Origin of the sequence: uncultured Pseudophaeobacter sp., assembly GCA_905479575.1 — a bacterium.
Lineage (GTDB): Bacteria > Pseudomonadota > Alphaproteobacteria > Rhodobacterales > Rhodobacteraceae > Pseudophaeobacter.
In genome coordinates this window covers 1-22981 of sequence record CAJQNB010000019.1, presented here as the reverse complement: position 1 = coordinate 22981, position 22981 = coordinate 1, and the positions used below count along the sequence as shown (strand labels likewise).

Below are 22981 nucleotides of genomic sequence, written 5' to 3'. Positions count from 1 at the left end.
GCTCAGGCCATCGCATGGCGGTAGCTGGCAGAGTAGGCGCCGCTGGTGTGGTGTTCCAGCTGACGTTCAATGTCGTTCAGCAGGGAGGAGGCGCCAAAGCGGAACAGATCGGGCTGGAGCCAGCGATCTCCCAGCTCTTCCTTGATCAACGACAGATAGACCAGCGCATCCTTGGCCTTGGAAATACCTCCGGCGGGTTTGTAGCCAACGCGGAAGCCGGTGCGGTCGTAATAGTCGCGGATGGCGCGGATCATCACCAGGCTGACAGGCAGGGTGGCGTTGACGCTCTCCTTGCCGGTGGAGGTCTTGATGAAATCCGCCCCGGCCATCATGCAGATCAGCGAGGCCCGCGCCACATTGCGCAACGACCCCAGCTCTCCGGTGGCGAGGATCGCCTTGACATGGGCCTCGCCGCAGGCCGCGCGAAAGGCCTGCATTTCATCATACAGCGCCTGCCAATTGCCCGCCAGAACATGGCGGCGCGAGATCACGATGTCGATCTCCTTGGCGCCCGCCTTGACGCTTTCCTCGATCTCGGCGACCCGCAGGTGAAAGGGCGACAGCCCGGCTGGAAAACCGGTTGAGACCGCCGCGACGGGAATGTCGGTGCCTTTCAGTGCCTGAACCGCTGCTGCGACCATTTCGTGATAGACGCAGACCGCCCCGGTGGTGAGTGGCGGCATGTCGAGCGCCTGCAGGATATCCCCGCGCACCGGCTGACGCGCCTTGGCGCAGAGCCTGCGCACGCGCTCTTCGGTATCATCCCCGGACAGGGTGGTCAGGTCGATGCAGGTCACCGCCTTGAGCAACCAGGCGGCCTGATAGTCCTTTTTGACGCTGCGCCGTGCAGGCAGCGTGGCGCAGCGACGTTCGATCGCAGAGGTATTGGCCTGCACGCCTGCGACCCAATCCAGATCCAGGTCCATGCCCGGGTTGCGGGGCTCCTGGGCCAGTGCCAGCGGTTTTGTATCTTGCAAGGTTTGGCTTTCCATTCCGGGGATCCTCAACAGAGTTCTGCGCAAAAGTCGCACGGGTGCGGCATCTTGGCAAGTAAACCACGCAGGAGGTGGGGCTGATTTTGACCTTTTGGACAAACGTCAGAGAAGTTTCTTGCGAATAAGTCGCAATTTCATTGACTAAGTTGAGAATCATTCTCATATTCAACCCAACCGCTACAAACAGGAGGCTCCGGCCCATGCGTATGAGACACTTTGCCTATCTGGGCCTGATGATGCTTCTGGCTTTGCCGATGACCGCAGGCCGGGTGCTGGCCGAGGCGCCGCTCAAAGTCGTGGCGACCACTGGAATGATCGCAGATGCGGCGCGTCAGATTGGCGGCGATGCGGTAAAGATCCAGGCCCTGATGGGACCGGGGGTGGATCCCCATGGCTATCGTCAGACGCGCTCGGACATTGTGGCCATGACCCGGGCTGATCTGGTGCTGTGGCATGGTCTGTACCTTGAGGCGCAGATGCAGGATTTTTTCCATGATCTGGAACGCAAGCGGCCAGTGGTGGCGGTGGCGGAAGGGCTGCCAAAGGATCTGCTGCGGGGCCATGATGACTATGCCGACAAATATGACCCCCATGTCTGGATGACCCCCGTGCTGTGGAAACTGGTTGTCGCAGAGGTGCAAGAGGCCCTGACCACGGCACGCCCCGAATCGGCGGAGGTTTTTGCCGCCAATGCCGCGACGCATCTGGCAGATCTGGACCGGCTGATCGCCTATGGGACAGATGTCCTGTCTCAGGTGCCGGAAAACAACCGCGTCCTGCTGACCGCCCATGATGCCTTTGGCTACTTTGGCCGGGACTTTGGATTTGAGGTTCTGGGAGTCCAGGGTATTTCCACCCAGTCAGAGGCCGGGTTGAACCGGATTGGCGAACTTGTTGATCTGCTGGTCTCACGCGATATCAAAGCGGTTTTTGTCGAAAGCTCGGTCTCTGATCGCTCCATGCGGGCCCTGATCGAAGGAGCGGCTGCCCAGGGGCATGAGGTCTCTATCGGCGGGGAGCTGTTTTCCGATGCGATGGGCGCTGACGGCACCTATGAGGGCACATACCTCGGGATGCTGGATCATAATATGACAAGCATTGCCAGGGCGCTTGGGGCGGTAGAAACCCCGGCCCGCGGCATGGATGGAAAGCTTTCGGCGGGATTATGACTGTGACAGTAGAAATTGTAGAAACACCGGTTGCGGCCCATATGGACAGCGGCGCGGCGCAGAATGCAAAGATCGCCCAAAGCCCCCTTGCCATTCGCGGCCTTACCGTAACTTACGGTGAAAAACCGGCGGTATTCTCGGTAGATATGACCGTTGAACCGGGACAGATGACAGCGATCATCGGCCCCAATGGGGCGGGGAAATCAACTCTGCTCAAAGCGGCCTTGGGCATTGTTCCACCTGTCTCTGGCCGGGTGACGGTTTTTGGCCGCTCTTTGGCAGAGCAACGCGCCCGGATCGCCTATGTGCCGCAGCGCGCCAGCGTTGATTGGGATTTCCCGACACGGGTGATTGATGTGGTGCTGATGGGGCTGTACCGCGAACTGGGCCTGTTGGGGCGGGTCAAACGCGCCCATCGCGCCAAAGCTTTGGACTGTCTTGCCCGTGTTGGCATGGCGGATTTTGCGAGCCGCCAGATTGGCCAGCTTTCGGGTGGTCAGCAGCAGCGGGTGTTTCTGGCCCGTGCTCTGGCACAGGGGGCGGACCTGTATCTGCTGGACGAACCTTTTGCCGGGGTGGATGCGGCCACTGAAAAGGCGATTATCGCGGTTTTGAAATCCCTGCGTGAGGCCGGGAAAACCGTGGTGGTGGTGCATCACGATCTGGCCACCGTCACCGAGTATTTCGACAATGTCTTCCTGATCAACACCCGCAGCATTGCCGAAGGCCCGGTGGCCCAGGCCTTTACCGAAGAGACCCTGCAGGCGGCCTATGGCGGGCGGCTGGCAACCTCGCAAATTGATCAACTGGCCAAGGTTTGAGAGGAGCACCCCTATGCTACTGGACGCTTTGCTGCTTCAGCTCGGCTATAACGCCACGCTTGTTGCCCTGGGGGCCGCGCTTTTGGGCACCTCGGCGGGGATCACGGGCACCTTCTTGTTTCTGCGCAAACGCGCGCTGGTCTCGGACGCGGTCAGCCACGCCACCTTGCCCGGTGTCTGCATCGCCTTTCTGGTGATGGCCTTCGCCGGGGGGGATGGTCGCAATCTGGCGGGGCTTTTGCTGGGCTCGGCGGTCTCTGCCGCGATTGGCCTGTGGTGCATGAACTGGCTGACCCGCAACACACGCCTGGCCGAGGACGCCGCTATTGGTGCGGTTCTGTCGGTGTTCTTTGGCCTTGGCATTGTATTACTGACGGTTATTCAAACGCTTGGTGTCGGACGTCAGGCGGGGCTGGAGGGCTTCCTGCTCGGCTCTACTGCGGGCATGCTGTATAGCGATGCGGTGGTGATTGCGGCAGGCGGTGCGGTGACGCTGTTGCTGGTTTTGCTGATGCGCAGGCCGATGACCCTGGTGGCTTTTGATCCCGAATATGCCGCCGCCCGTGGCCTGCCGGTAGATCGTATCGACATGCTGATGATGGGGCTGGTCATGGCGGTCACTGTTGTGGGGTTGAAAATTGTCGGACTGATCCTGATCGTGGCGCTGCTGATCATTCCCGCTGTTACCGCGCGGTTCTGGTCGGAACGATCCGACCATGTGGTCTTTCTTGCCGGCCTGTTTGGCGGTGTGGCTGCCTATCTGGGGGCGGCCCTGTCCGCCTCGGCGCCCAACCTGCCGACGGGGCCGCTGATTGTTCTGGTTAGTTTTGCCTTCTTTGTGCTGTCCCTGTTTCTGGCACCCAACCGCGGTGTGCTGGCGGCAGTGCTGCGCCATCTGCGGTTTCAGCGTCGGGTGCATCTGCGTCAGGGGCTGTTGGCGCTGGCACAGGGCCAGGCAATCTACGAGAGTCTCACCCTGCGATTGTTGCGCCGCGCAGGCCTGACCCGCGCCGATGGGGTGGCAACCGCCAGGGGCCGCGCCCGCGCTGCCAAGGCGCTGCGTGACGAGCGCCGCTGGCAAGTGGTGCGCAGTGATATCACCCACGAGGCGGCAGCGGCGCTATATGATGGGCTACGCGACATTGAAACGGTGCTGACGCAGGATCAAATTCAGGAAATTGACCGCCAGATCGGTGGCCCACGCGAGGTTATGTCATGAGCGGTGAAGAGTTTGTCCCCCTGTCGCTGACGCCAATGCTGATTGGCATTTTTGCCGCCGTGGCCTGTGCCTTGCCGGGGAACTTCCTGTTGTTGCGGCGGCAAGCCCTGATCGGCGATGCCATCAGCCATGTGGTGCTGCCGGGCATTGTTGTGGCCTTTTTGGTGACCGGGATGATCGCCGCCTGGCCGATGATGCTGGGCGCGGCGGCGGCAGCGGTTTTTGCCGTGGTGATGATCGAAGCAATCCGCCGTCTGGGCCGGATTGAGCCCGGCGCAGCCATGGGCGTGGTGTTCACCTCCATGTTTGCCGGTGGGGTGTTGTTGCTGGAACAAAGTGATACCTCAGCGGTGCATCTGGATGTGGAACATGCGCTTTATGGCAACCTGGAAAGCCTGATTTGGCTGGATGCCACCGGCTGGGTCTCGCTGCTGGATCCGGAGGCGCTGCGCTATATCCCGGCTGAGCTGCCGCGTATGGCGCTGACGCTGGTCGGGGTTTGTCTGTTCATTGCACTGTTTTGGCGGGCGTTGAAAATCTCCACCTTTGACGAAGGCTTTGCCCGCACCATGGGGATCCGCACCAATCTGTTGGGGCTGGGGCTGGTGATCACCGCCGCTGTCGCCGCTGTGGCCGCTTTTGATGCGGTGGGCTCGATCATCGTGATCGCCATGTTTATCTGCCCGCCCGCGGCGGCGCGCATGATGACCAACCGGTTGGAAGCGCAGATCGCCTGGAGTGTTCTCTTTGCGGTGCTCTCGGCGGTGCTGGGTTATGTCCTGGCGGGTTTTGGGCCGCTGTGGCTGGGGGCGGCGGATGCTGTTAGCGCTGCGGGCATGATTGCCACGGTTTCTGGGGTGATCCTGGCCATTGCCGCCCGTTTTGGTCCCTGTCGTGGCCGGTCCGGCGCGCCGGTGGGCGTCTGACGCAGACCGCAGCAGGCTGACAGGTTAGACCACAGAGTGGGGAGCATATTTTTGTTCCCCTCTTGTTCGTTTTTGCACCAGACCCTGTGGTAGAATCGTGGGAAGCTGCTAAATTTAGCGGTATGAGCAGCCAAGCCCCCCATATCAGCGATCATGATCGCCCGACCATTCGTCAGCTTGATGACAGTGCAATCAACCGGATCGCCGCTGGCGAGGTGGTGGAACGCCCGGCCTCGGCCGTCAAGGAATTGGTGGAAAACGCCATTGATGCCGGCGCGCAGCGGATAACCATCGAGATCGCAGATGGCGGCAAGACCCTGATCCGGGTGACGGATGATGGCTGTGGCATGACCTCCCGCGATCTGCCGCTGGCGCTGTCACGTCATGCGACCTCAAAAATTGATGGCACCGATCTGCTGAATATCCATACCTTCGGCTTTCGCGGCGAGGCGCTGCCAAGTCTGGGCGCGGTGGGGCGGTTGACCATCACCAGCCGGGCCGAAGGCCATGATGCGGCGCAGATCCGGGTGGCGGGGGGCAAGATGGAGCCGGTGCGGCCAGCCGCCCTGCGCTCCGGCACCATCGTCGAGCTGAGTGATTTGTTTTATGCCACCCCGGCACGGTTGAAGTTCATGCGTACGGACCGGGCGGAATCTCAGGCGATTGGCGATGTGGTTAAACGGCTCGCCATGGCAGAGCCTTCGGTGGGGTTCACCCTGCGCGATGTTTCTGGTGGCGGTGAAGGCCGTGTGACCTTTCGCGCGGATCCGCTGACCGGCGATTTGTTTGACGCGCTGCATGGGCGCCTGGCCTCGGTGCTGGGGCGGGAATTTGCGGAAAACGCGCTGCGTATAGATGCCACCCGCGAGGGTATTCGCCTGTTTGGCTATGCAGCCCTGCCGACCTATTCGCGGGGGGCCGCGGTGGCGCAGTTCCTGTTTGTGAATTCGCGGCCCGTCAAGGACAAGATGCTCACCGGAGCGCTGCGGGGGGCTTATTTTGATTTTCTCAGCCGTGATCGCCATCCGGCGGCGGCGCTGTTTATCGACTGCGACCCTACCCTGGTGGATGTGAATGTACATCCGGCGAAGTCCGAAGTGCGCTTTCGCGATCCTGGGCTTGCACGTGGGCTGATTGTCTCGGCACTGCGACACGCCCTGGCCGAGGCCGGGCATCGGGCCTCGACCACGGTGGCCGGGGCCACATTGGGAGCAATGCGGCCAGAGGCGCCAACCGCCAGCGGCGCGGCACGGGTCTATCAGATGGATCGCCCCTCGATGGGGGCGCGGACGGCGTCCTATGCCGGGCAACACCCCGCGTCTCCGCCAGCACCGCCGTCGACATATGGCGCGCCGGAGACCGAAGGCTTTGCCGAGCTGCAAGGAGAATACAGTGGCCGCCTAACCGAGGCCCCGGGGCCCGTGTCGGATGCGCCCGAGACCACCGCGCCCGGGGCCGAGCAATTGCCGCTTGGGGCGGCACGCGGGCAGGTGCATGAAAACTACATCATCGCCCAGACCGCTGACGGTATGGTGATCGTCGATCAGCATGCGGCCCATGAGCGGCTGGTCTATGAAAATCTGAAGCAGCAGATGGCGGAGAATGGTGTCGCCGCCCAGGCCTTGTTGATTCCCGAGATCGTAGAGTTGGGCAGCAATGACTGCGCGCGTATTCTCGCCCATGCGGAGGCGCTGAAGAAATTTGGCCTCGGGTTGGAAGCTTTCGGCGGAAATGCCCTCGCCGTGCGTGAAACCCCCGCATTGCTGGGAGAGGTGAACGCAGAGGCCATGGTAAAAGATATTCTGGATGAGCTGGACGACCAGGGCGAAAGCCAGCTGGTGCAGGCGCGGCTGGAGGCGATCCTGTCCCGGGTTGCCTGCCACGGGTCGATCCGGTCCGGTCGGCGCATGCGCGGCGAAGAGATGAATGCGCTGCTGCGCGAAATGGAGGCAACACCGCATTCCGGCCAATGCAACCATGGTCGCCCCACCTATGTGGAGCTGAAGCTTGCCGATATCGAACGGCTGTTTGGGCGCAGCTGATGGAGGGCATGGAGGAGGCAGTTCAGGCAATGAATGAGGTCGGGCTGCTGATCCTTCTGGCAGGCGGGTTTTCTGCCCTGCTGGTGTTGCTGCTCATCCTGTCTCTGCGGGCTTCGGCGCGGGTGGCGCGGGCCATGGGGCCGCTCACGGGGCAGATCGGCCAGCTGGGCCAATCTGTGCATCAATTGCAGGGCGGTTTGCAGCATGTGTCCGACACCCAGGCGAGCGCACAGGTGCAGATGGTGCAGACGGTAGAGGCGCGCCTGACTGCGGTGCAGCAGCATATGAATGACCGGCTGGCGGACAATGCCCTGCGCCAGGCGCAGTCCATGGCGCAGATGCAGGAGCGCATGCAGGAAAGCCTGCATGGCAGCAGCAAACGCACGGTGACCTCGCTCACCCAGTTGCAGGAACGTCTGGCGGTGATCGACAAGGCACAGGACAATATCACCAAGCTGTCGGGGGATGTGTTGGGGCTGCAGGACATTTTGTCCAACAAGCAAACTCGCGGTGCCTTTGGGGAAATTCAGCTGTTTGACATTGTCTCCAAGGCGCTGCCGGCGGGCAGCTACACAATGCAGGCCACCCTGAGCAACGGCAAACGCGCTGATTGCCTGGTGCATCTGCCCAACCCGCCGGGGCCAATTGTCATCGACAGCAAATTCCCGCTGGAGCCCTATGAGGCGCTGCACCGGGCCGAGAGCCGCGACGAGAAAGCCTATGCCATTCGGCAAATGAAAGCGGCGCTGCGGGCGCATATCACTGCGATCTCGGAAAAATACATTATTGACGGTGAAACCGCCGAAGGCGCGTTGATGTTTCTGCCCTCAGAGGCAGTTTATGCAGAGCTGCACGCCAACTTCACCGCCGTGGTGCGGGAAGGTTTTGCCGCCAAGGTCTGGATTGTCTCTCCCACCACCTGCATGGCGACACTGAATACCATGCGCGCGATTCTCAAGGATGCGCGGATGCGCGAACAGGCCGGGGCGATACGGTCTGAATTGGGGCTTTTGTACCGGGATATGGAACGCTTAGGGGAACGGGTGGGCAATCTGGACCGCCATTTTGGCCAGGCCGCCAAGGATATTGCAGAGATCCAAGTCAGCGCTGAAAAGGCCGGAAAACGGGCCAAGCGTTTGGATAATTTTGATTTTGAAGAGATCGCCGGCGATGTCGCTGGCACTATTGCGCCCCTGGAGCAGACCCCATAATGAAAAGCGAACCTCTGGATACAAAACTACTGCGTCAGGCGGAGGTGAAGGTTGAGCGGATGGTGGCCGTTCTGCGTGTCGCCGTGGCTGGTTGTTTATTGGCCGCCTTCTTGATCCTGGTAAAGGGAGAGGGCGCAGACCAGTCTTATCTGAGGATCCAGTGGCTATTAGCGCTGCTCACGCTGCTGTCGTATTTTGTCCTGGGGGCGATCTCTTATTGGCTGGCCACCTCGGGGCGGTTTCGGCGCTGGATGGTCTGGCCAGCGGTGACGCTGGATTGTCTGTTTATGCTGGTGAACACATGGGCGGGACTGAGCAATACTGGCTTTCCCGGGGAGCTGACCTTTTTGTTGCCACCCACCTGGCTGGTGCCGGTTATTCTGGCCTTTGCAGTGTTGCGGTTTAATCCTTATTTGCAGGCCTATTGTGTGGTGCTGACGGTGGGAGGTCTGTTCTATCTGACGCTCTGGCAGCCCGAAGAAATCACACCTGACCTGGCTGCGCGTGCCGAGTTCATGCTGCTGTTGCCCCCAAATATGGTGCGGATTGTGATGATTGCCCTGGGCGGGTTGGTGTTGATTGTGGCCGCCTACCGGGCGCGGCAGCTGTTGCATAGTTCGATTACGGATGCCCGCGCCCGCGCCAATCTTACCCGTTATCTACCGGCGCAGATGGCGGACCGGCTGGCGGCGGGTGAGCTGAGCGAGCTGCGCAAAGGGCGCCAGCAGGAAATGGTGGTGATGTTTGTCGATATTCGCGGCTTTACCCAGTGGTCCGAGGGCCGGGCACCGGAAGAAGTCGGCGCCTATATCAGCGAGTTTCGCCGCCGCGTGCAGCGTGCGGTGGGACAGAACCAGGGTATGATCGACAAGTTCATCGGCGATGCTGCAATGATCCTGTTTGAAGGCGAGAGCGCTGCGGCCCGGTCCCTAGCCTGTGTCGATGATCTGCTGGCGGAGCTGAAGGACTGGGGCAGGGAGCGTCAGGCTGAGGGGCGCAAACCGGTGCGTGTGGGGATTGGTCTGCATCTGGGCGAGGTTTTTTCCGGTGTGGTCGGCGATGCCCAGCGTTTGGAGTATTCGGTTTTTGGCGATACGGTGAATACGGCGGCGCGTCTGGAAGAGTTGACCAAATCGGCAGGCGTGGATGTGATTGCCTCGGCGGCGGTGCTGCAGGCGGCAGGAAGCGAGCCCGCGCGCGAGGGTTGGTCTGCGCTGCCGACGGAGCATTTGCGCGGGCGCAGCAGCTGGGTCGAAATCTTCGGACGTGGGGCACTGGAGGGCTAAGCGCGCCGGGCCATTTGCTCCATCGCTGGTTTCTTGCCCCAGATCAAAGACCCTCGGGTTGTGCTGCTGTCTGATGGTCCTAACGGCGAACAGAGGGAGACGGAAAATGCTGGAGATTTCCACACGCAAGATTGCACAGGTGGCCCTGATGGCACGGGAGCTGGGACGGGCAGAGGGCGAACTGCGCGCCTTTATCGACCGCCTGGGCATAGATGAGCAGGCGGAACTCACCGCAATCATGTGGGTTGGCCGGGGCAGTTTTGAGCCGGAAGAACTGGCCGAAGCCATTGCAACAGCCAAATCTGAGGCCTCTACCCCGACGGCTGACTATCTGATTGGCACCCCACATCTGGCCGACAACATAGAGGCTGGTCTGGATGCGCTGGGCGTCGATGTGCAGGATGTCGAGGATGATGTGATCGGCCGTTAGGCCGATCTGATGAGGGCCAGAACCCAGTGGACTAAGCCCCCGAAATCCGAGGTCGCGTAACCTGAGGCCCCGGACCCTGTGCCCCTGAAGTTGGGGCATTGGCGGGCAGATCATCTACAGCTGCGGGACTGCCTGTTTCAGCTCAGCGGCCTCGGCCCGGCTGAGCTGCTGGCCCTGTTTGCGCTTGAGCAGCACGTCGCGGGCGCGGGCGTATTGGTCATCCTGCCAGAAGATCATGCAGCCGTTGCAGCCTTTGCCGCAACAGCCCTCGACACCAATACGATTGGTTTTAAAACGGCGGGTATTGCCGTCTTCCTCGATGCTGTTGGCTAGGGCATCGCGACGCTTGGCATAGGCGGCGGGGTTTTCCTTGCCGCTGATCTCCAACCCCTGGGTGAGCTTGTCAAACCGCACCCGGTTCCATTGTTCCTCGGTCAGGGCGCGTTCCTTGCGCATCACCGAATACTGCGGGAACCGCAGCTTTAGCGCGTCGATGTCTTCGTGGTCGAACAGGGTGAAGGGCAGGCGGATCACCGTCTTGGTGCTACCCTGCACGACCTCTGTTCTTTGCCCAGTGGTGGCGTTTTCAAAGTCGTAGACCCGCAACAGCACAGTCTCGCGCGCGATGGGAGAGACAAACTCCAGCACCTCGCCGGCGACCAGCTTGTTCTTCACCTCCACCAGAAAGGCATCCTCTGTCACCTCGGTGACGACACCGGCATACTCCCACTGCGCTAGAGAGGCGGTGTGTTCGTAATTATGGGCGTAATTGGTCAACCGGCCCTCATGGAAGGCCAGGGTGTAGCCGCGATTGCCCACCGCCTCCAGCTCGCGCATATAGGGTTTGGGGTCCCAGTTTTCCGGGTCTGCGTAGTAGTCATCAATCGCCATGCGGTAGGCACGGGCGACGATGGCGCAGTAGTATTCAGACTTGCCGCGTCCCTCAACCTTGAGACTGTCAACGCCGATCTCCAGGTATTCGTTCAGCTTTGGCATGATGCAGAGATCTTTGGAATTGAGGATGTAGGAGCCGCGCGCGTCTTCCTCAATCGGCATCAGCTCACCGGGGCGGCAGCCCTCTTCCAGCAGGAATTCGAACATATCGGCGTTGTCATCGGTGATCTGAAGATCCTGCACGGTGCCGTCCTTCAGGCGCATGCGGAAGCTATAGTTCCAGCGGCAGGAATTGGCGCAATTGCCCTGATTGGCACCGCGTTCGGCCATAAAGTTCGACAGCAGGCAGCGGCCGGAATAGGTCATGCACATGGCCCCATGTACAAAGGCCTCCAGCTTGATATCCGGGCATTTTTCGCGGATCTCTTTCAGCTCAGAAAACGAAACTTCGCGGGCCAGAACGCAGAGCTCAGCCCCCTGATCCTGCCAGAATTTGACCGACAGCCAGGAGCAGATATTGCTTTGGGTTGAAATATGCAGCGGCAGCTCGGGGGCGCGGTCCTTGACGTATTGAAAGACGCCGGGGTCTGCGATGATCAAACCATCGGGGCGCACCTTGCGGACGGTGTCGATATATTCGTCCAGCTTTTCGATGTCTTTGTTGTGGGAAAACAGGTTCAGGGTCAGATAGGCGCGCCGCCCATGGGCGTGACAGAAGGCTACACCCTCGATCACCTCCTCCAGCGAGAACTCGGATTTGGTGCGCAGGGACATATCCGGGGTGCCGAGATAGACCGCATCAGCCCCGTATAAAATGGCCAGCTTGAGCTTGCGCAGGTTGCCTGCGGGCATCAAAAGCTCGGAGCGTTTCATAGGTGATGTTGCGGCGCGGGTCATAGGCTGGGTCTCTTCACCAGGAATGGGGAAGCGCGCCTATAGAACGGGCCGGGACAGAAAGATATGATCTAGCGCAAAGAGGTGCGCATCTGCAAAGGCCAGCCCAGTGAAACAGGCTGGCCAAAGGGCGCAGAATTCCGCCAAATTATACGCCTTCTGCCGTCAGCTTTTCAGCGGGCAGGTGTTGATACCAAGGATTGTGTAGAGCGGGCAGTTGCCCAGCAGGCCAGTGGCCAGAGGCACGATCCCGATCAAGCCCCAAAGCGACTGGGGGCCGATAAAGACAAGCGAGAGCAGGACGATACCGGCGATGACGCGCAGGATGCGGTCGATTTTGCCTTCGTTCTTGGTCATGGGAAGATCTCCTTTTGCGGTGCTGCGAATAGTATAGCAAAACCAAGATGTGACAGACGGTGACAGAGTCACCAGATTGGCCAAGAAATCTATTTTTGTTCGGCAATCTGCGCCAGCTCAGGTGCATTGCAGATGTGAATACCGTCCGAGAGCTGTTCGACCAGGCCACGGCGGGCAAATTCCGCCAGGCGACGCGACACATATGCGCGCCCCGAGGCAGTTTCAGCCGCCAGCGCGGTGTGGGTGACAGGCACGATCCCGGTAGCATCGACAAGACGCAGCAGCACCTTGGCAAGGCGGGCGTCAAACCCTGTCAGCGCGACGTCTTCGATCAGTTGCTGGTATTCGCTGAACCGCAGCGCAACGGAGGTCAGCACGTCATTGCGAAAGGCCTCATCCTGTTCGATCACCTGTCGAAACTGGCCTGCCGGGATCAGATCTCCGTGCAGATCTTCTTCGACTACACCCTCCGCGGCATAGGTTTGATCCTCGATCAGGCAGGTAAAGGTCTGCAGGCAGACCTCACCGGGGTGCACCCGGTACAGTACCACCTCGCGGCCGCTGCTGCCAGTCAGGGTGACCTTGATACAGCCCTGTTTCAGGACCAGAAATCCGGGGCACTCCTGTCCAGGGCTGAACAGCGTGGTGCCCTTTGGCGCCGAGAATTTTCTACCGATCTTCATCAGGGCCACTCCTAACAGAACTGGGTCTACCCGACACCAGCAGGCTGGCAAGTGCAAGCGACATCCAAGCCGCAGTCCAGCGAGACTTGGGACGTATCAAAAAGGGGAGAACCAAAAAAGGGCCCGCTTGCGCAGGCCCTTTAAATGTCGATTATCCGAGGTCTCAGGCGAGGCGGTCGGTGACCTCCAAGTGCTGCGCCAATGTGCCGATCTTGCCCATCCAGTCTGCGACCAGCCCGGCATCGCTGGGGGCGGCGTGTACGCCGGGGTCGATCTTACCGTTCATCACCGCCTCAATAGCATAGGACACCGGATAAGAGACCAGACGCGCCATGGCGGTGCCACGTTCGTCCCCCCAGGCATCCATCACATAGGTTTTGTGCCAGACGGTCTCGCCTGCTTTTTCTGCCTTCAGATCGACGCAGAGCACAACCCGGTCGGGCTCGCCCTCATCATAGGAGTTTTCTTCCCAGAACTGATCTGACATTTCCTTCAGTCGGGCATCTCCGGCTTCGCCTTCCAGGGTTTCTACCTCTTTGAACACAGCGTCCCAGGCCTGCGCCCAGCCATTTAGACGCAGGGTGCCGCGGACGAACTCTTTTACTTTCCAGTCAGCGCCAAACTCATACTGGCCGATAAAGGGCAGGGAATCGCGGTTGGGGTAAACTTCAAAGCTCTCTGGTGTGGGCAGGGGCGCGTCAAAGGTAGAGATCGCGTCCCAGGGGCGGGCGACGTCCAGCTCTTTGAAATCACGAATTGATTTCGAGGGTGAGCGCAGCGCTTTCAGCACGCCCAGGGGCGACCAGCTGAATTTGTAGCGGAAGGGGTTGGGGGTCTTTGGGATGCCGCCGCAATAGGACAGAAAGCTCACCTCATTGGCCGGATCAAAGGCGGCTGAGGCCTTGTACTCATCCACCAGCGCATGGGCCATCAGGTGGTCGATGCCAGGGTCAAGCCCCACCTCGTTGACCAGCGCCACACCGGCGTCTTTGGCCTTGCCATCCAACGCGCGCATTTCAGGCGCGATGTAGGAGGACGAAACAAAATGGGCGCCTTTTGAGATCGCCAGCTCCGCCAGCGCTACATGCCAGTCGCCGGGCAGCATCGAGACAACAACGTCTGCGGGGCTCAGCATCTCGCCCAGGTTGTTGATGTCAAAGGCATGGATATTGGAGGTCAGATCGCCGACCGCCGCGCGGGCCTTGTCGGCCGTGCGGTTCCAGACGGCAACATCATGGCCCGCCTCAAGCAGGCGACGCAGGCCGGGAATGGCGGAGAGGCCGGTGCCGCACCAATGAATAGTCATGAGAGTTCTCCCTTATTTATAACGCAGTTTGGCGGCGACAATGCTCACCACAATGAGAATGGCACAGATATTGGCAATCATGATCGGCCAGTCGTTGACCATGATCCCATATAAAAACCACAGGCTGACGGTGAGCAGAAACATCAAGTTTGCAGCCAGAGACAGACCAGATGTATCCCGGCTGGCCCAGGCCTTCCAGGCCTGAGGCAGCCAGCAGATGGTCCCCATAAAGGCCGCGAGATATCCCACATACAGCTCCATCAGGCGGGTACAAATTCGCGGAATGTGGCCTCGGCTCGACCCCAGACGCCGGATTTCAGATCAGCCAGCGTCAGCAGCGAGGGCAGCAGCTGTCCGGCGTAGTCATGGGAGCTTTCGACCGGCAGCATTGACGGCAGGTTGTCGATCGCCATCACATCCATCACCGGATCACTGGCAACGCGCAGCGCCGGGGCCTCCCAGCTGGTGGCCTGATCATAGATCGGCACCGGATTGTAATCGCTGTCGGGATCGCAGGCGACATCGCCAATCGCCGTCAGTTTACGCGCCGCCGAGAGCGCCTCGGCAGGCACAAAGACAGGGGTGCCGGGGCGGGCAAAGATGCAGTTGAGAAACAGATCGTGCTGCAGGATCTCGGGGAAGGGGCCGCCGCTTGCAGTCTCTGCCATGTCCCATTTGGTGACGGTGATCCCCATTGCCTCGCATAGATCCGCAGCGCCGGTGCCGACGCGACCCATGGCGCCGATGACAATGGCGGTGGGCACATCTGCCTGCACAGCTTTCAACTCGGCGTTCAATTCCGCCAGCAGGGCATCCTTGCCGGGGTAGACACCCACGGGGCCGCAGATGTCGCCGCGCTGCTGGGCACACCAGCTTTTCAGGGTGACGGCAGCGCCCGCATAGCCGGCCCAATAGCCAAAGGCGGCAACCCGTCGGCCTGCCTCGTCCACCAGATATTCCAGATCATACAGCGTGCCGCCGCCAGCGGCAAACCGGTCCAGCAGCGCCTTGCCCGAATGCTGGCCTTTGAAGGCATGACCAAACATGATGTGGCGATGGGGCAGCGGGGTGCCATCCTCGGGCAGTTCCTTGAGGCCAAAGATGATGGCATCCGCCGGGGCACTGGGCCAGGAGTTTTCGGCTGCGATCTCACAGCCGGCATCGATGTAGCCCTGCAGGGGGATTGCGCGTACCGCGCTCTCCTCCACCGTGACCTTGATGCCGCCTGACATGAGCGCCTTGGCGCCTTCGGGCGTCAGGCCAACGCGGTCTTCATTGGGGCGCTGTTCGGCCCGTACCCAGAGATGTGTCATTGTGGGATCCTTTAGAGCATGTCCTTGGCAGTGACTGCGCGCACGGAGTCGCGCTGTTCCATTGCCGCCATGAAGGACTGTATTTTGGGAAAATCTGCAAGGGTCACGCCATCGCCTTGCAGCCAGGTGCAGACCACGTAGAGATAGCAATCGGCAAGGCTGAGCCTGTCCCCCAGAACAAAGGGACCGCGCAGCCCGTATTGGCTCAGGTGAGCGCAGCTGTCGGCCATGGTCTGTGGCACCTTGGCCTGCATGTCCTTGTAGCTGGAGGTCTTGCTGGCCCAGCGGCTGCCGCGCATCTTGTGAGCGTGGTTCACATGCATGGTCGAGGCGAGATAATACATCACCTCCCGCATTCGGGCCAAAAGAACCGGATCAGTGGGGCGCAGGTCTGCATCAGGGGCAATATCGGCAATATAGTCCAGCAGGGCACCGGTTTCGGTCAGGATGCCGCCGTCCACCGCCAGGGCAGGCACCCGCGATTTGGGGTTGATCTGGGCATAGGCGGGGCTGGTCTGTTCCTTGCTGGCAAAATCAATCTTGATAGCCTCATAGTCGAGACCAGCCTCTTCCAGCGCGATTGCGACAGCAACCGAAATTGTCCCGGGGGCGTAATAGAGTTGCATGTCAGATCTCCTGTTGGGGCTAGGGTGGGGCAGAGCGTGGGCCGGGCATCAAAGGTGGGTCTGCGCGTAGAGCCGATCCGCAGTGTCCAGATGCGGCACCGCGTTGAACAGGACCGGGCTCAGATGACCGCCGATGGGAAACAGCCGGTGCATCGAGGTATTCATGATCGCCAGGGCCATACGGGCCATCCCGTCGGTATCAAGCCCCATGGCCTGACGCATCGCCATTGAGATAAAGCCACCCGAGGTGACCACCAGGGCGGGACCATCCCCGTCAGCAATCTCGGTCAGGACTGATTGGGTCCGGTTTTCAAAGTCTTCCCAGCTTTCGGGAGGATTTTTGATTTCTCCGGCTGACCAGGCTTTGAACACCTTTGGCAGATGCGCGATAAAGCCTTCGCGTTCCTGCGGAACGGCCAGCCCTTGCTGGACCTCCATGGCCTGGGCCATGGTGAAATACTCCATCTCGTTGAGGCGGGCATCCTGAATGACCTCGGCGCAGCCCATGCCCGCAGCAGTTTCAATATGGCGGGTCAGGGTGCCGCAATAGACGCGGGGGTGATGGCTGCCGCTGGCATCCAGATAGCGCCCCAACCAGGCCGCCTGCTGGTGCCCCAGCTCGCTCAGCCGGTCATAGCTGACTTCATCGCGGGCCTCGGTGTTGGCCTGCCCGTGGCGGACCAGGGTGATATGTGTCATGCGACGGATCCTATTTCTGTTCCTCAATTTCATAGGTGAGCCAGCAGCGACATGGAAGAGCGTGTTTGGGATGGGTGCAGCTTTTTGATGGGATGGAAAAAGTTCACCCCTGTTAGGCCGGTTTGAGCCTGAAAATGTTCGATTTGGCTATTTCGCCGCAATTAGATGTAAATGTTGCAGATCCACGTCTTGACCATTGCACTGGGGGCAAAGCCATGAATTAGTCAAGGTATCGCAGAATGCGACAAGACTGATGCCCGGCGCTCGACGCCTGACAATCCCCAACAGAGGTACGCCCATGACCCTGAACCCTGATCGCTTTCTCGAGGATCTGCACCGGTTGCGGTCCTTTGGTGCTTCGGGACAGGGAAAGGGCGTTGTCCGCCCGGCCTTTACCGCAGTGGAGATCGCGGCGCGCCGCTGGTTGGCCTCTCGGATGCAGGAGGCAGGTCTGAAAACCCATCTTGATCCCGTTGGCAATCTCTTCGGGTTGAACGGAGAAAAATCTCTGTTGATCGGCTCTCACAGTGACAGTCAGCCTGAAGGTGGCTGGCTCGATGGGGCGCTGGGGGTGGTGGCAGGGCTGGAAATCGCCCGCGCTGCCAAAGAAGCAGGTGGCCCGCCTATTTCCGTGGTGAATTTTCAGGACGAAGAGGGGCGGTTTGGCATTCTTACCGGCTCTGATGTCTGGACTGGAAAAATCTCGCTGGCAGAGGCGGATGCCCTGACCGACACAGATGGCCTGACGCTGAGCGTGGCCCGCTCGCGTATGGCCGGTCGGAACCGCGAGTTTTTGCCCCATGACATGTTCACCGGCTTTATCGAGATGCATATCGAACAGGGGCCGGGCATGGATGTCTCGGGGGATCAGATTGGCGTGGTCAGCGACATTGTTGGCATTCGCGAGGTTCGGGTCACAATAACGGGTCGCCAGAACCACGCAGGCACCACGCCGATGGCGCTGCGTCAGGATGCGTTTCAGGCGCTGTCCACTTTTAACCAGCGGATCAACGAGCGGTTCTCGGCGGTGGCGACGCCTGAAACCGTCTGGACGCTGGGCCATGCGGAGCTGAGCCCGAATGCCTCCTCTGTTGTTCCAGGTCTGGCGCGGTTCGCATTGCAGTGGCGCGATGGCGATCGGGAACGTTTGATCCAAATGGAACAGATCATGCGTGAGGTGGCGGCAGAGGTTGCCCGCGAGCAAAGGGTCAAGATCGAACTGGGGGAGGTTGGCGGTATTGAACCCGCGGCGATGGATTCGCGCCTCAAACAGGCGCTGCGCACCGCAGCAGAGGATCTGGCGCCAGGAAAATGGCTGGACCTGCCGTCAGGGGCGTTGCATGACGCGGCCAATGTGTCTCAGGTAATGCCCAGTGCAATGCTCTTTGTGCCCTCGATTGGTGGCATCAGCCACGCGTTTGATGAGGACACCAAAGAGGCGGACCTGGTAAAGGGGCTGGAAGTTCTGAACCAGGCGGCATTGTCTTTGTGAGCTAAGCTTTTGGCCGTGGTCAGTCGCGGGCGTAGCCCCGTTTCAGCATGCGGTTGCGGTGTTTGTCCGCCGCCAGCGAGGCCTCGCGCAGGTTGTCATAGATGTTGATGGTGCTTTGGCCATTGCGGCCTGCAACGCCCCACTCCCGGAGGACCGAAACCTCGGAAAACAGGTTCAACGCCAGCTCGATCCTGTAGAACCGGGAACGGCGGTTTTGGGTTTGGCAATAAAGCAGACAGGTGGCCATAGGGTGATTCTATACCAGAGCGAATCGTTGCGGCAAGAGCGGTCTGTCAGGATTTCCCGCCGCACCCGTGAGAGGCTGGCACCGCGTCACCCTTGGTTGTTTGTCCCCGGGCCAGTTCTGGCTTAATGCCTGTTAGCGCCAGGTCACATCCCCAAGGAAAATATAACCCGCCCCGTAGATGGTTTTGATCAGGCGCGGGTTTTTGGGATCTTCACGCAGTTTGGTCCGCAGGCGGGACACCCGCACATCCATGGCCCGGTCAAAGCTGTCACCAGCACCACCGCCAAGGCTTTCTTGCATCTGCGCCCGCGAAATCAGCCGCTTTGGACTGTCGAGAAACAGCCGCAGTACCTCTCCTTCGGCATGGGAGAACGGCACTTCGACGCCTTTGTCATCTTCGAGCAGATAGCGGTCAAAATATGCGGTCCAGCCGGCAAACTCGGCGGCGTTGCCACTGACTGGCTGGCTGCGGGGGCCAGCGCGCAGGCGGGCGCGAATGCGGGCAACCACCTCGGCGGGATCAAAGGGCTTGGTGATATAGTCATCGGCTCCCAGTTCCAGCCCGGTGACGCGATCCTGCACCTGGGCGCGGCCCGAAATGATGATGACGGCAGCGCCCTGTTCCAGCGCCAGGCGATGCACCAGGGCGAGCCCATCCACATCCGGCAGCGACAGGTCAACCAGGCAGACATCCGGTGTCACCCGTTTGAGGGAGGCCTCAAACTCGCGGGCGCGGGCAAAGCTTTGGGTGCGGAACCCGGCGTCCTGCAGGCAATCGGTGAGAATCTGACGAATTTCGGGTTCATCGTCCAGAATGGTGACGAGGGGCGCGGTCATGCTGGTGTCTCCGGAGTGATGAGGGCCGACAGTTGCTGGGTCGTAAAGGGTTTTTGCAGCACCGGTCCAGCCTTGAGAGCCATGCGGTACTGCGGATCACTGGGCGGTAAAGAGGTCATCAATACAATAGGCAGGTGGGTGCCTTTCAGGCGTTGCGCCAGATCAATGCCGGTTGCCTCCCCCTCTAGCCGCACATCTGACAGCACCAATGCGATATCCGGCAGGTCGGCGGCCAGAGCTGAGGCCTCGTCGACGCTGGTGGCCTCGATCACTGAATAGCCAAGATCAATCAGCATATCGCGGAAGGTGGCGCGCAGCTCTTCGCTGTCTTCGACCAAAAGCGCCAGGCCGCCTTTGGCATCGGGGGCCACCCGATAGGGCAAGCGCAGGGTGATGCTGGCCCCGGACACCGTGTTGCCCACCCGCATGTCGCCGCCTGCCGATTTTGCCATGTCATAGACCATGGGCAGACCCAGGCCTGACCCTTCACTGCCCTTGGTGGTGAAAAACGGGTTGAGAGCGTTTTTGAGCGCCTCGCTGGAGAAGCCAGGGCCGGTGTCCGTGACGCTGATTTCCAGCCAGATTTGACCCACCACATGGGCGCTTACGGTGATCTGCCCGTTGATGCCGCAGGCGTCACGGGCGTTGAGGATCAGGTTCAGAAGCGCGTCCTGCAGCTTGCCGGCATCCAGCAGCAACAAGACATCGGGGGTATTGTCCAGCACGCTCAACCCCATGCCCTGCGGCAACGAAGGGGTGGCGAGGATTTTCAGCTCGGACAGTAGCGCGTGCATATTGGTGGCCTGTGGGCGCAGGCTGCGTTGGCCGGTCATCTCGGCGATCCGGTTCAGCAACCGGCCACCGCGCCGCGCCGCGGCCAGGGTGCCGCGTATCATGTCCTGGGCCTGGGGCGGCAGCTGCATCTTGTCGAGCTTGCCCTGCATGCCAAGGATGATGGTCAGGAGATTGGAGAAATCATGCGCCAGCCCCGAAGTCATCTGCGCTGCCATTTCGCGCCTGCGCGCCTGTTGCAGGGCAACGCGGGCCTGGGTTTCCTCGGTGACATCCATCGACAGAATATAAACGCCGCCGCTTTTGTCGGGGGTAAAGGCCACCCGGATGCGGCGGCTGTCATGGGCCTCGGTGAATTCAAACACCGGACTGCCGCCCTTGTAGGCCGCCATCAGATGTGGCTCGATCTTGGCAAATGCCTGTGGCCCCAGCGCCTCGGAGATATGCATTTCCAGAATTTCAGAGGGGCGGCTGGGAAACACCGAGCTTAGCCGCCTGTTGGTATAGGTGTAATAGCCATCGCCGTCGACATGGGCGATATGGGCTGGCATCATCTCGGTGGTGAGCCGGGTGCGGCCTTCGATTTCGGTGAGCTGGCGTTTTGCCTCTTCCAGGGCGGTGATGGTGGCGGCCAGCTTGCGGTTGGTCGCCGAGAGCTCTTCGGTGTGAGAGATCAACCGGTCTGACATTTCCTCAGATTTGGCCCGCAACAACTGCTCCACCCGTTTGGTGCGGCTGATATCGGTGTAGACCGCAACCCAACCGCCCTGGGGCAGCGGTGCGCCTTCGATCGAGATCATCTGACCATTGGCGCGGGTGCGTTCGATATAGTGGGGTTCAAAATCCAACGCCTGTTCCACCCGGGCGCTGACAAATTCCTCGATATCCTCCATTGGCCCATATTCACCGCTGGCGGCGATATGGCGAATGGTGTCTTCAAAATGCGCTCCGGGGCTGACCAGATCATTGGGGAGGTTGAACATTTCCTGAAACCGGTTGTTACAAACCGCCAGCCGCAGCTCACTGTCATAGATCGAGATCGCCTGGGCAATCAGGTTCAGCCCGGCAGTGGTCATCGCGGCGCGTGTTTTGTCGGATGTATTCATGGTGCCTCCCCGGGCATGGGGTACCATCCTGACCCAAAAGAGCAAGGGCGGCGCGCTGACGCGGGGAAGAGTTACCCGTTTATGAGCGCGCGCATGGCAGAGCGGGTGCCGGGGCCGACCTTGCCGTCAATCGCCCCCGAATACAGCCCCATATCGCGCAGCCTGCGTTGCATCGCCATCAGGGTGCTTTGGCGCCAGGAATCGCTGGACCAGCCCAACGGGGTCTCGCTGCCCAGTTTCAGACCGTCGATGTAATAGGACACCGCGCGCTGGTCGTTTTGCGAAACCCCACGCCCCAGCTCATACTGGACACCGATGTTGACGGTCGCGGTTGCATGTCCCTGCGCCGCCGCCTTGTGGTACCACTCCAGGGCCTGGCTGTAGCTTTTCTGCACGCCCCGGCCCTTTTCATACATCCACCCCAGCGAGGTCTGGGCCTTTGCCAGGTCACGATTGGCAGCCCTGCGGAACCAGCGCACCGCTTCGACGTCGTTCTGGGACACGCCATGCCCTTCGCGGTAAAAGATGCCTAGCTTGTACAATGCGTTCAGATGCTCCGCCTGCGCCGCCTTTTGATACCAGCTGAAGGCGCGAGAATAGCTTTGGCTGACGCCGCGACCCTTTTCATACATCCAGGCCAGATTATACTGGGCGCGGGGGTGATCCCTGTTGGCGGCCCTACGATACCAGGACAGGGCCAGGGCATCATCCTGTGGCACGGCGCGGCCTTTTTCATACATCCAGCCAAGCTGGGTTTCGGCAATGGGGTAGCCTTGGTCTGCGGCGCGTTTAAGCAGGCTTACGGCGATCTGATCGTCCTGGGTCACGCCCTGACCCTTGCGGTACATCAGTGCCAGATTGGTTTGCGCCATAGGATCCTGCGCCGCCGCTGCAGTGCGGTAATGGGACAGGGCCTGCTGCAGATCTTCGGCCTTGTCATAGGCCCGGGCCAAAAACGCCTGCACCGCAGGGGTGTCAGGGTTGAGATTTGCCGCCCGTTTGCAGGCCGGGATCGCAGAGAATGCGTTCAGTTCTTTCCAGTCCACCCCAGAAGACTGGATGCGCTGGCTGATCAGCTGCGGGTGGCGCGGATGCCCGGCGGCATCGGCGCAGGACCGCAGGGCTGCCTGCTGGGCCGAGAACGCCGGCGTCGCCACTGCTGGTGAGAGTGCAGCAGGCGAGGGCGAACTGGGCGCAACAGATGCGGCTGCAGAGGCAGGGGGGGGGACTGCGACCTCTGGTCGATTGCCCTTTCCTTTGGACAGCAGCGCCGCAAACTGATCTGCAGCCGGGTTTGCTGCCGATTGGTCCACCTGGCTGGGGGCCTCTGCCGCAGGATCTGGCTGCGCGGGTGTCACCGCCGCGGGGGGCTGGGGGGCTGGGGATGTCTGCGCTCGGGTTTGCGTAGTGGTCGAGGGAGAGACCGCTGCGGGGTCACAGCGCAGTCGCAAATAGGCCTCGGCGATGGGCGCAAAGACATGATCCGAACAAGTGGTCTGTGAACTCACGGTGAAGTGCAGTTCTTGATATCTCGTTTTACTCCAACCGGTTCTGAATTTCCATCAGGTTGCTTTCAAAGACCTCAGCGGGCGTCCGGTAGCCAAGGCACTTGCGCGGCGTTTCGTTGAGGCGGTGG

The 22981-nt window shown here is 60.7% G+C and carries 22 protein-coding genes; 9 read left to right on the top strand and 13 right to left on the bottom strand.

All coding sequences use genetic code 11. The annotated features are described in order from the left end of the window. Window positions 1-2: 2 nt before the first annotated feature. Window positions 3-992: a deoxyribose-phosphate aldolase gene (gene deoC, locus QZ268_RS07295; RefSeq protein ID WP_295450301.1), complete on the bottom strand. Its 990-nt coding sequence runs from the start codon at window positions 990-992 to the stop codon at window positions 3-5. Between the two features lie 236 nt (window positions 993-1228). On the opposite strand from deoC, the gene QZ268_RS07290 reads away from it, so the two are divergent. The 8 genes from QZ268_RS07290 to QZ268_RS07255 all read left to right on the top strand — a co-directional run bounded on the left by QZ268_RS07290 (window position 1229) and on the right by QZ268_RS07255 (window position 10099). Continuing rightward, entirely contained in the window at window positions 1229-2164 is a 936-nt protein-coding gene (locus QZ268_RS07290; protein WP_295450398.1) for a zinc ABC transporter substrate-binding protein, read from the top strand. A 41-nt stretch (window positions 2165-2205) separates the two neighbouring features. Beyond that, window positions 2206-2985 (top strand): metal ABC transporter ATP-binding protein, encoded by a 780-nt coding sequence (locus QZ268_RS07285; RefSeq protein ID WP_295450396.1) that lies wholly within the window; start codon window positions 2206-2208, stop codon window positions 2983-2985. Window positions 2986-2998: 13 nt separating this feature from the next. Then, complete coding sequence (locus QZ268_RS07280) at window positions 2999-4204, top strand: metal ABC transporter permease (protein ID WP_295450298.1); 1206 nt, start codon at window positions 2999-3001, stop codon at window positions 4202-4204. Beyond that, window positions 4201-5130, top strand: a complete 930-nt coding sequence (locus QZ268_RS07275; protein ID WP_295450295.1) for a metal ABC transporter permease — start codon at window positions 4201-4203, stop codon at window positions 5128-5130. The genes QZ268_RS07280 and QZ268_RS07275 overlap by 4 nt, the downstream gene beginning before the upstream one ends. Before the next feature lie 122 nt (window positions 5131-5252). Further along, window positions 5253-7172, top strand: coding sequence for a DNA mismatch repair endonuclease MutL (gene mutL, locus QZ268_RS07270; RefSeq protein ID WP_295450292.1), 1920 nt, complete (start codon window positions 5253-5255; stop codon window positions 7170-7172). Further along, window positions 7172-8383, top strand: a complete 1212-nt coding sequence (gene rmuC, locus QZ268_RS07265; protein ID WP_295450289.1) for a DNA recombination protein RmuC — start codon at window positions 7172-7174, stop codon at window positions 8381-8383. The genes mutL and rmuC overlap by 1 nt, the downstream gene beginning before the upstream one ends. Continuing rightward, window positions 8383-9669, top strand: coding sequence for an adenylate/guanylate cyclase domain-containing protein (locus QZ268_RS07260; protein WP_295450286.1), 1287 nt, complete (start codon window positions 8383-8385; stop codon window positions 9667-9669). The genes rmuC and QZ268_RS07260 overlap by 1 nt, the downstream gene beginning before the upstream one ends. Window positions 9670-9775: 106 nt before the next feature. After that, on the top strand, window positions 9776-10099 hold the full coding sequence (locus QZ268_RS07255) for a DUF3775 domain-containing protein (protein WP_295450283.1): 324 nt from the start codon (window positions 9776-9778) through the stop codon (window positions 10097-10099). A 114-nt stretch (window positions 10100-10213) separates the two neighbouring features. Here QZ268_RS07255 and QZ268_RS07250 read toward each other — a convergent pair whose 3' ends face one another. From QZ268_RS07250 to QZ268_RS07215, 8 genes are all read right to left on the bottom strand, one after another. Then, a complete protein-coding gene (locus QZ268_RS07250) occupies window positions 10214-11890 on the bottom strand; it encodes a U32 family peptidase C-terminal domain-containing protein (protein WP_295450280.1) in 1677 nt (558 codons plus the stop codon). Window positions 11891-12052: 162 nt separating this feature from the next. Continuing rightward, on the bottom strand, window positions 12053-12244 hold the full coding sequence (locus QZ268_RS07245; protein WP_295450277.1) for a DUF2892 domain-containing protein: 192 nt from the start codon (window positions 12242-12244) through the stop codon (window positions 12053-12055). An 89-nt stretch (window positions 12245-12333) separates the two neighbouring features. Next, the gene (locus tag QZ268_RS07240; RefSeq protein ID WP_295450274.1) at window positions 12334-12927 is read right to left on the bottom strand and encodes a Crp/Fnr family transcriptional regulator; all 594 of its coding nucleotides are present in this window, start codon (window positions 12925-12927) and stop codon (window positions 12334-12336) included. Between the two features lie 163 nt (window positions 12928-13090). Further along, window positions 13091-14233 (bottom strand): saccharopine dehydrogenase family protein, encoded by a 1143-nt coding sequence (locus QZ268_RS07235; RefSeq protein WP_295450271.1) that lies wholly within the window; start codon window positions 14231-14233, stop codon window positions 13091-13093. A gap of 12 nt (window positions 14234-14245) precedes the next feature. Continuing rightward, entirely contained in the window at window positions 14246-14494 is a 249-nt protein-coding gene (locus tag QZ268_RS07230; RefSeq protein WP_295450269.1) for a SemiSWEET transporter, read from the bottom strand. Further along, a complete protein-coding gene (locus QZ268_RS07225; RefSeq protein ID WP_295450267.1) occupies window positions 14494-15546 on the bottom strand; it encodes a saccharopine dehydrogenase in 1053 nt (350 codons plus the stop codon). Before QZ268_RS07225 ends, QZ268_RS07230 begins: the two co-directional genes overlap by 1 nt. An 11-nt stretch (window positions 15547-15557) precedes the next feature. Then, window positions 15558-16172, bottom strand: coding sequence for a glutathione S-transferase family protein (locus QZ268_RS07220; RefSeq protein ID WP_295450265.1), 615 nt, complete (start codon window positions 16170-16172; stop codon window positions 15558-15560). A 48-nt stretch (window positions 16173-16220) separates the two neighbouring features. Continuing rightward, window positions 16221-16871, bottom strand: coding sequence for a histidine phosphatase family protein (locus QZ268_RS07215; RefSeq protein WP_295450263.1), 651 nt, complete (start codon window positions 16869-16871; stop codon window positions 16221-16223). A 298-nt stretch (window positions 16872-17169) separates the two neighbouring features. Between QZ268_RS07215 and QZ268_RS07210 the strand changes: the two genes are divergently transcribed. Further along, window positions 17170-18363, top strand: a complete 1194-nt coding sequence (locus QZ268_RS07210; RefSeq protein WP_295450261.1) for a hydantoinase/carbamoylase family amidase — start codon at window positions 17170-17172, stop codon at window positions 18361-18363. A 19-nt stretch (window positions 18364-18382) separates the two neighbouring features. Here QZ268_RS07210 and QZ268_RS07205 read toward each other — a convergent pair whose 3' ends face one another. The 4 genes from QZ268_RS07205 to QZ268_RS07190 form a co-directional block, all read right to left on the bottom strand. Beyond that, entirely contained in the window at window positions 18383-18610 is a 228-nt protein-coding gene (locus QZ268_RS07205) for a WGR domain-containing protein (protein WP_295450259.1), read from the bottom strand. Window positions 18611-18742: 132 nt separating this feature from the next. Beyond that, complete coding sequence (locus QZ268_RS07200; protein ID WP_295450257.1) at window positions 18743-19447, bottom strand: response regulator transcription factor; 705 nt, start codon at window positions 19445-19447, stop codon at window positions 18743-18745. Further along, complete coding sequence (locus tag QZ268_RS07195) at window positions 19444-21345, bottom strand: PAS-domain containing protein (RefSeq protein WP_295450252.1); 1902 nt, start codon at window positions 21343-21345, stop codon at window positions 19444-19446. Before QZ268_RS07195 ends, QZ268_RS07200 begins: the two co-directional genes overlap by 4 nt. A gap of 71 nt (window positions 21346-21416) precedes the next feature. Next, window positions 21417-22853 carry a hypothetical protein gene (locus QZ268_RS07190; protein WP_295450249.1) on the bottom strand — a complete coding sequence of 479 codons (1437 nt, stop codon included), beginning with the start codon at window positions 22851-22853 and terminating at the stop codon, window positions 21417-21419. Between the last annotated feature and the right edge of the window lie 128 nt (window positions 22854-22981).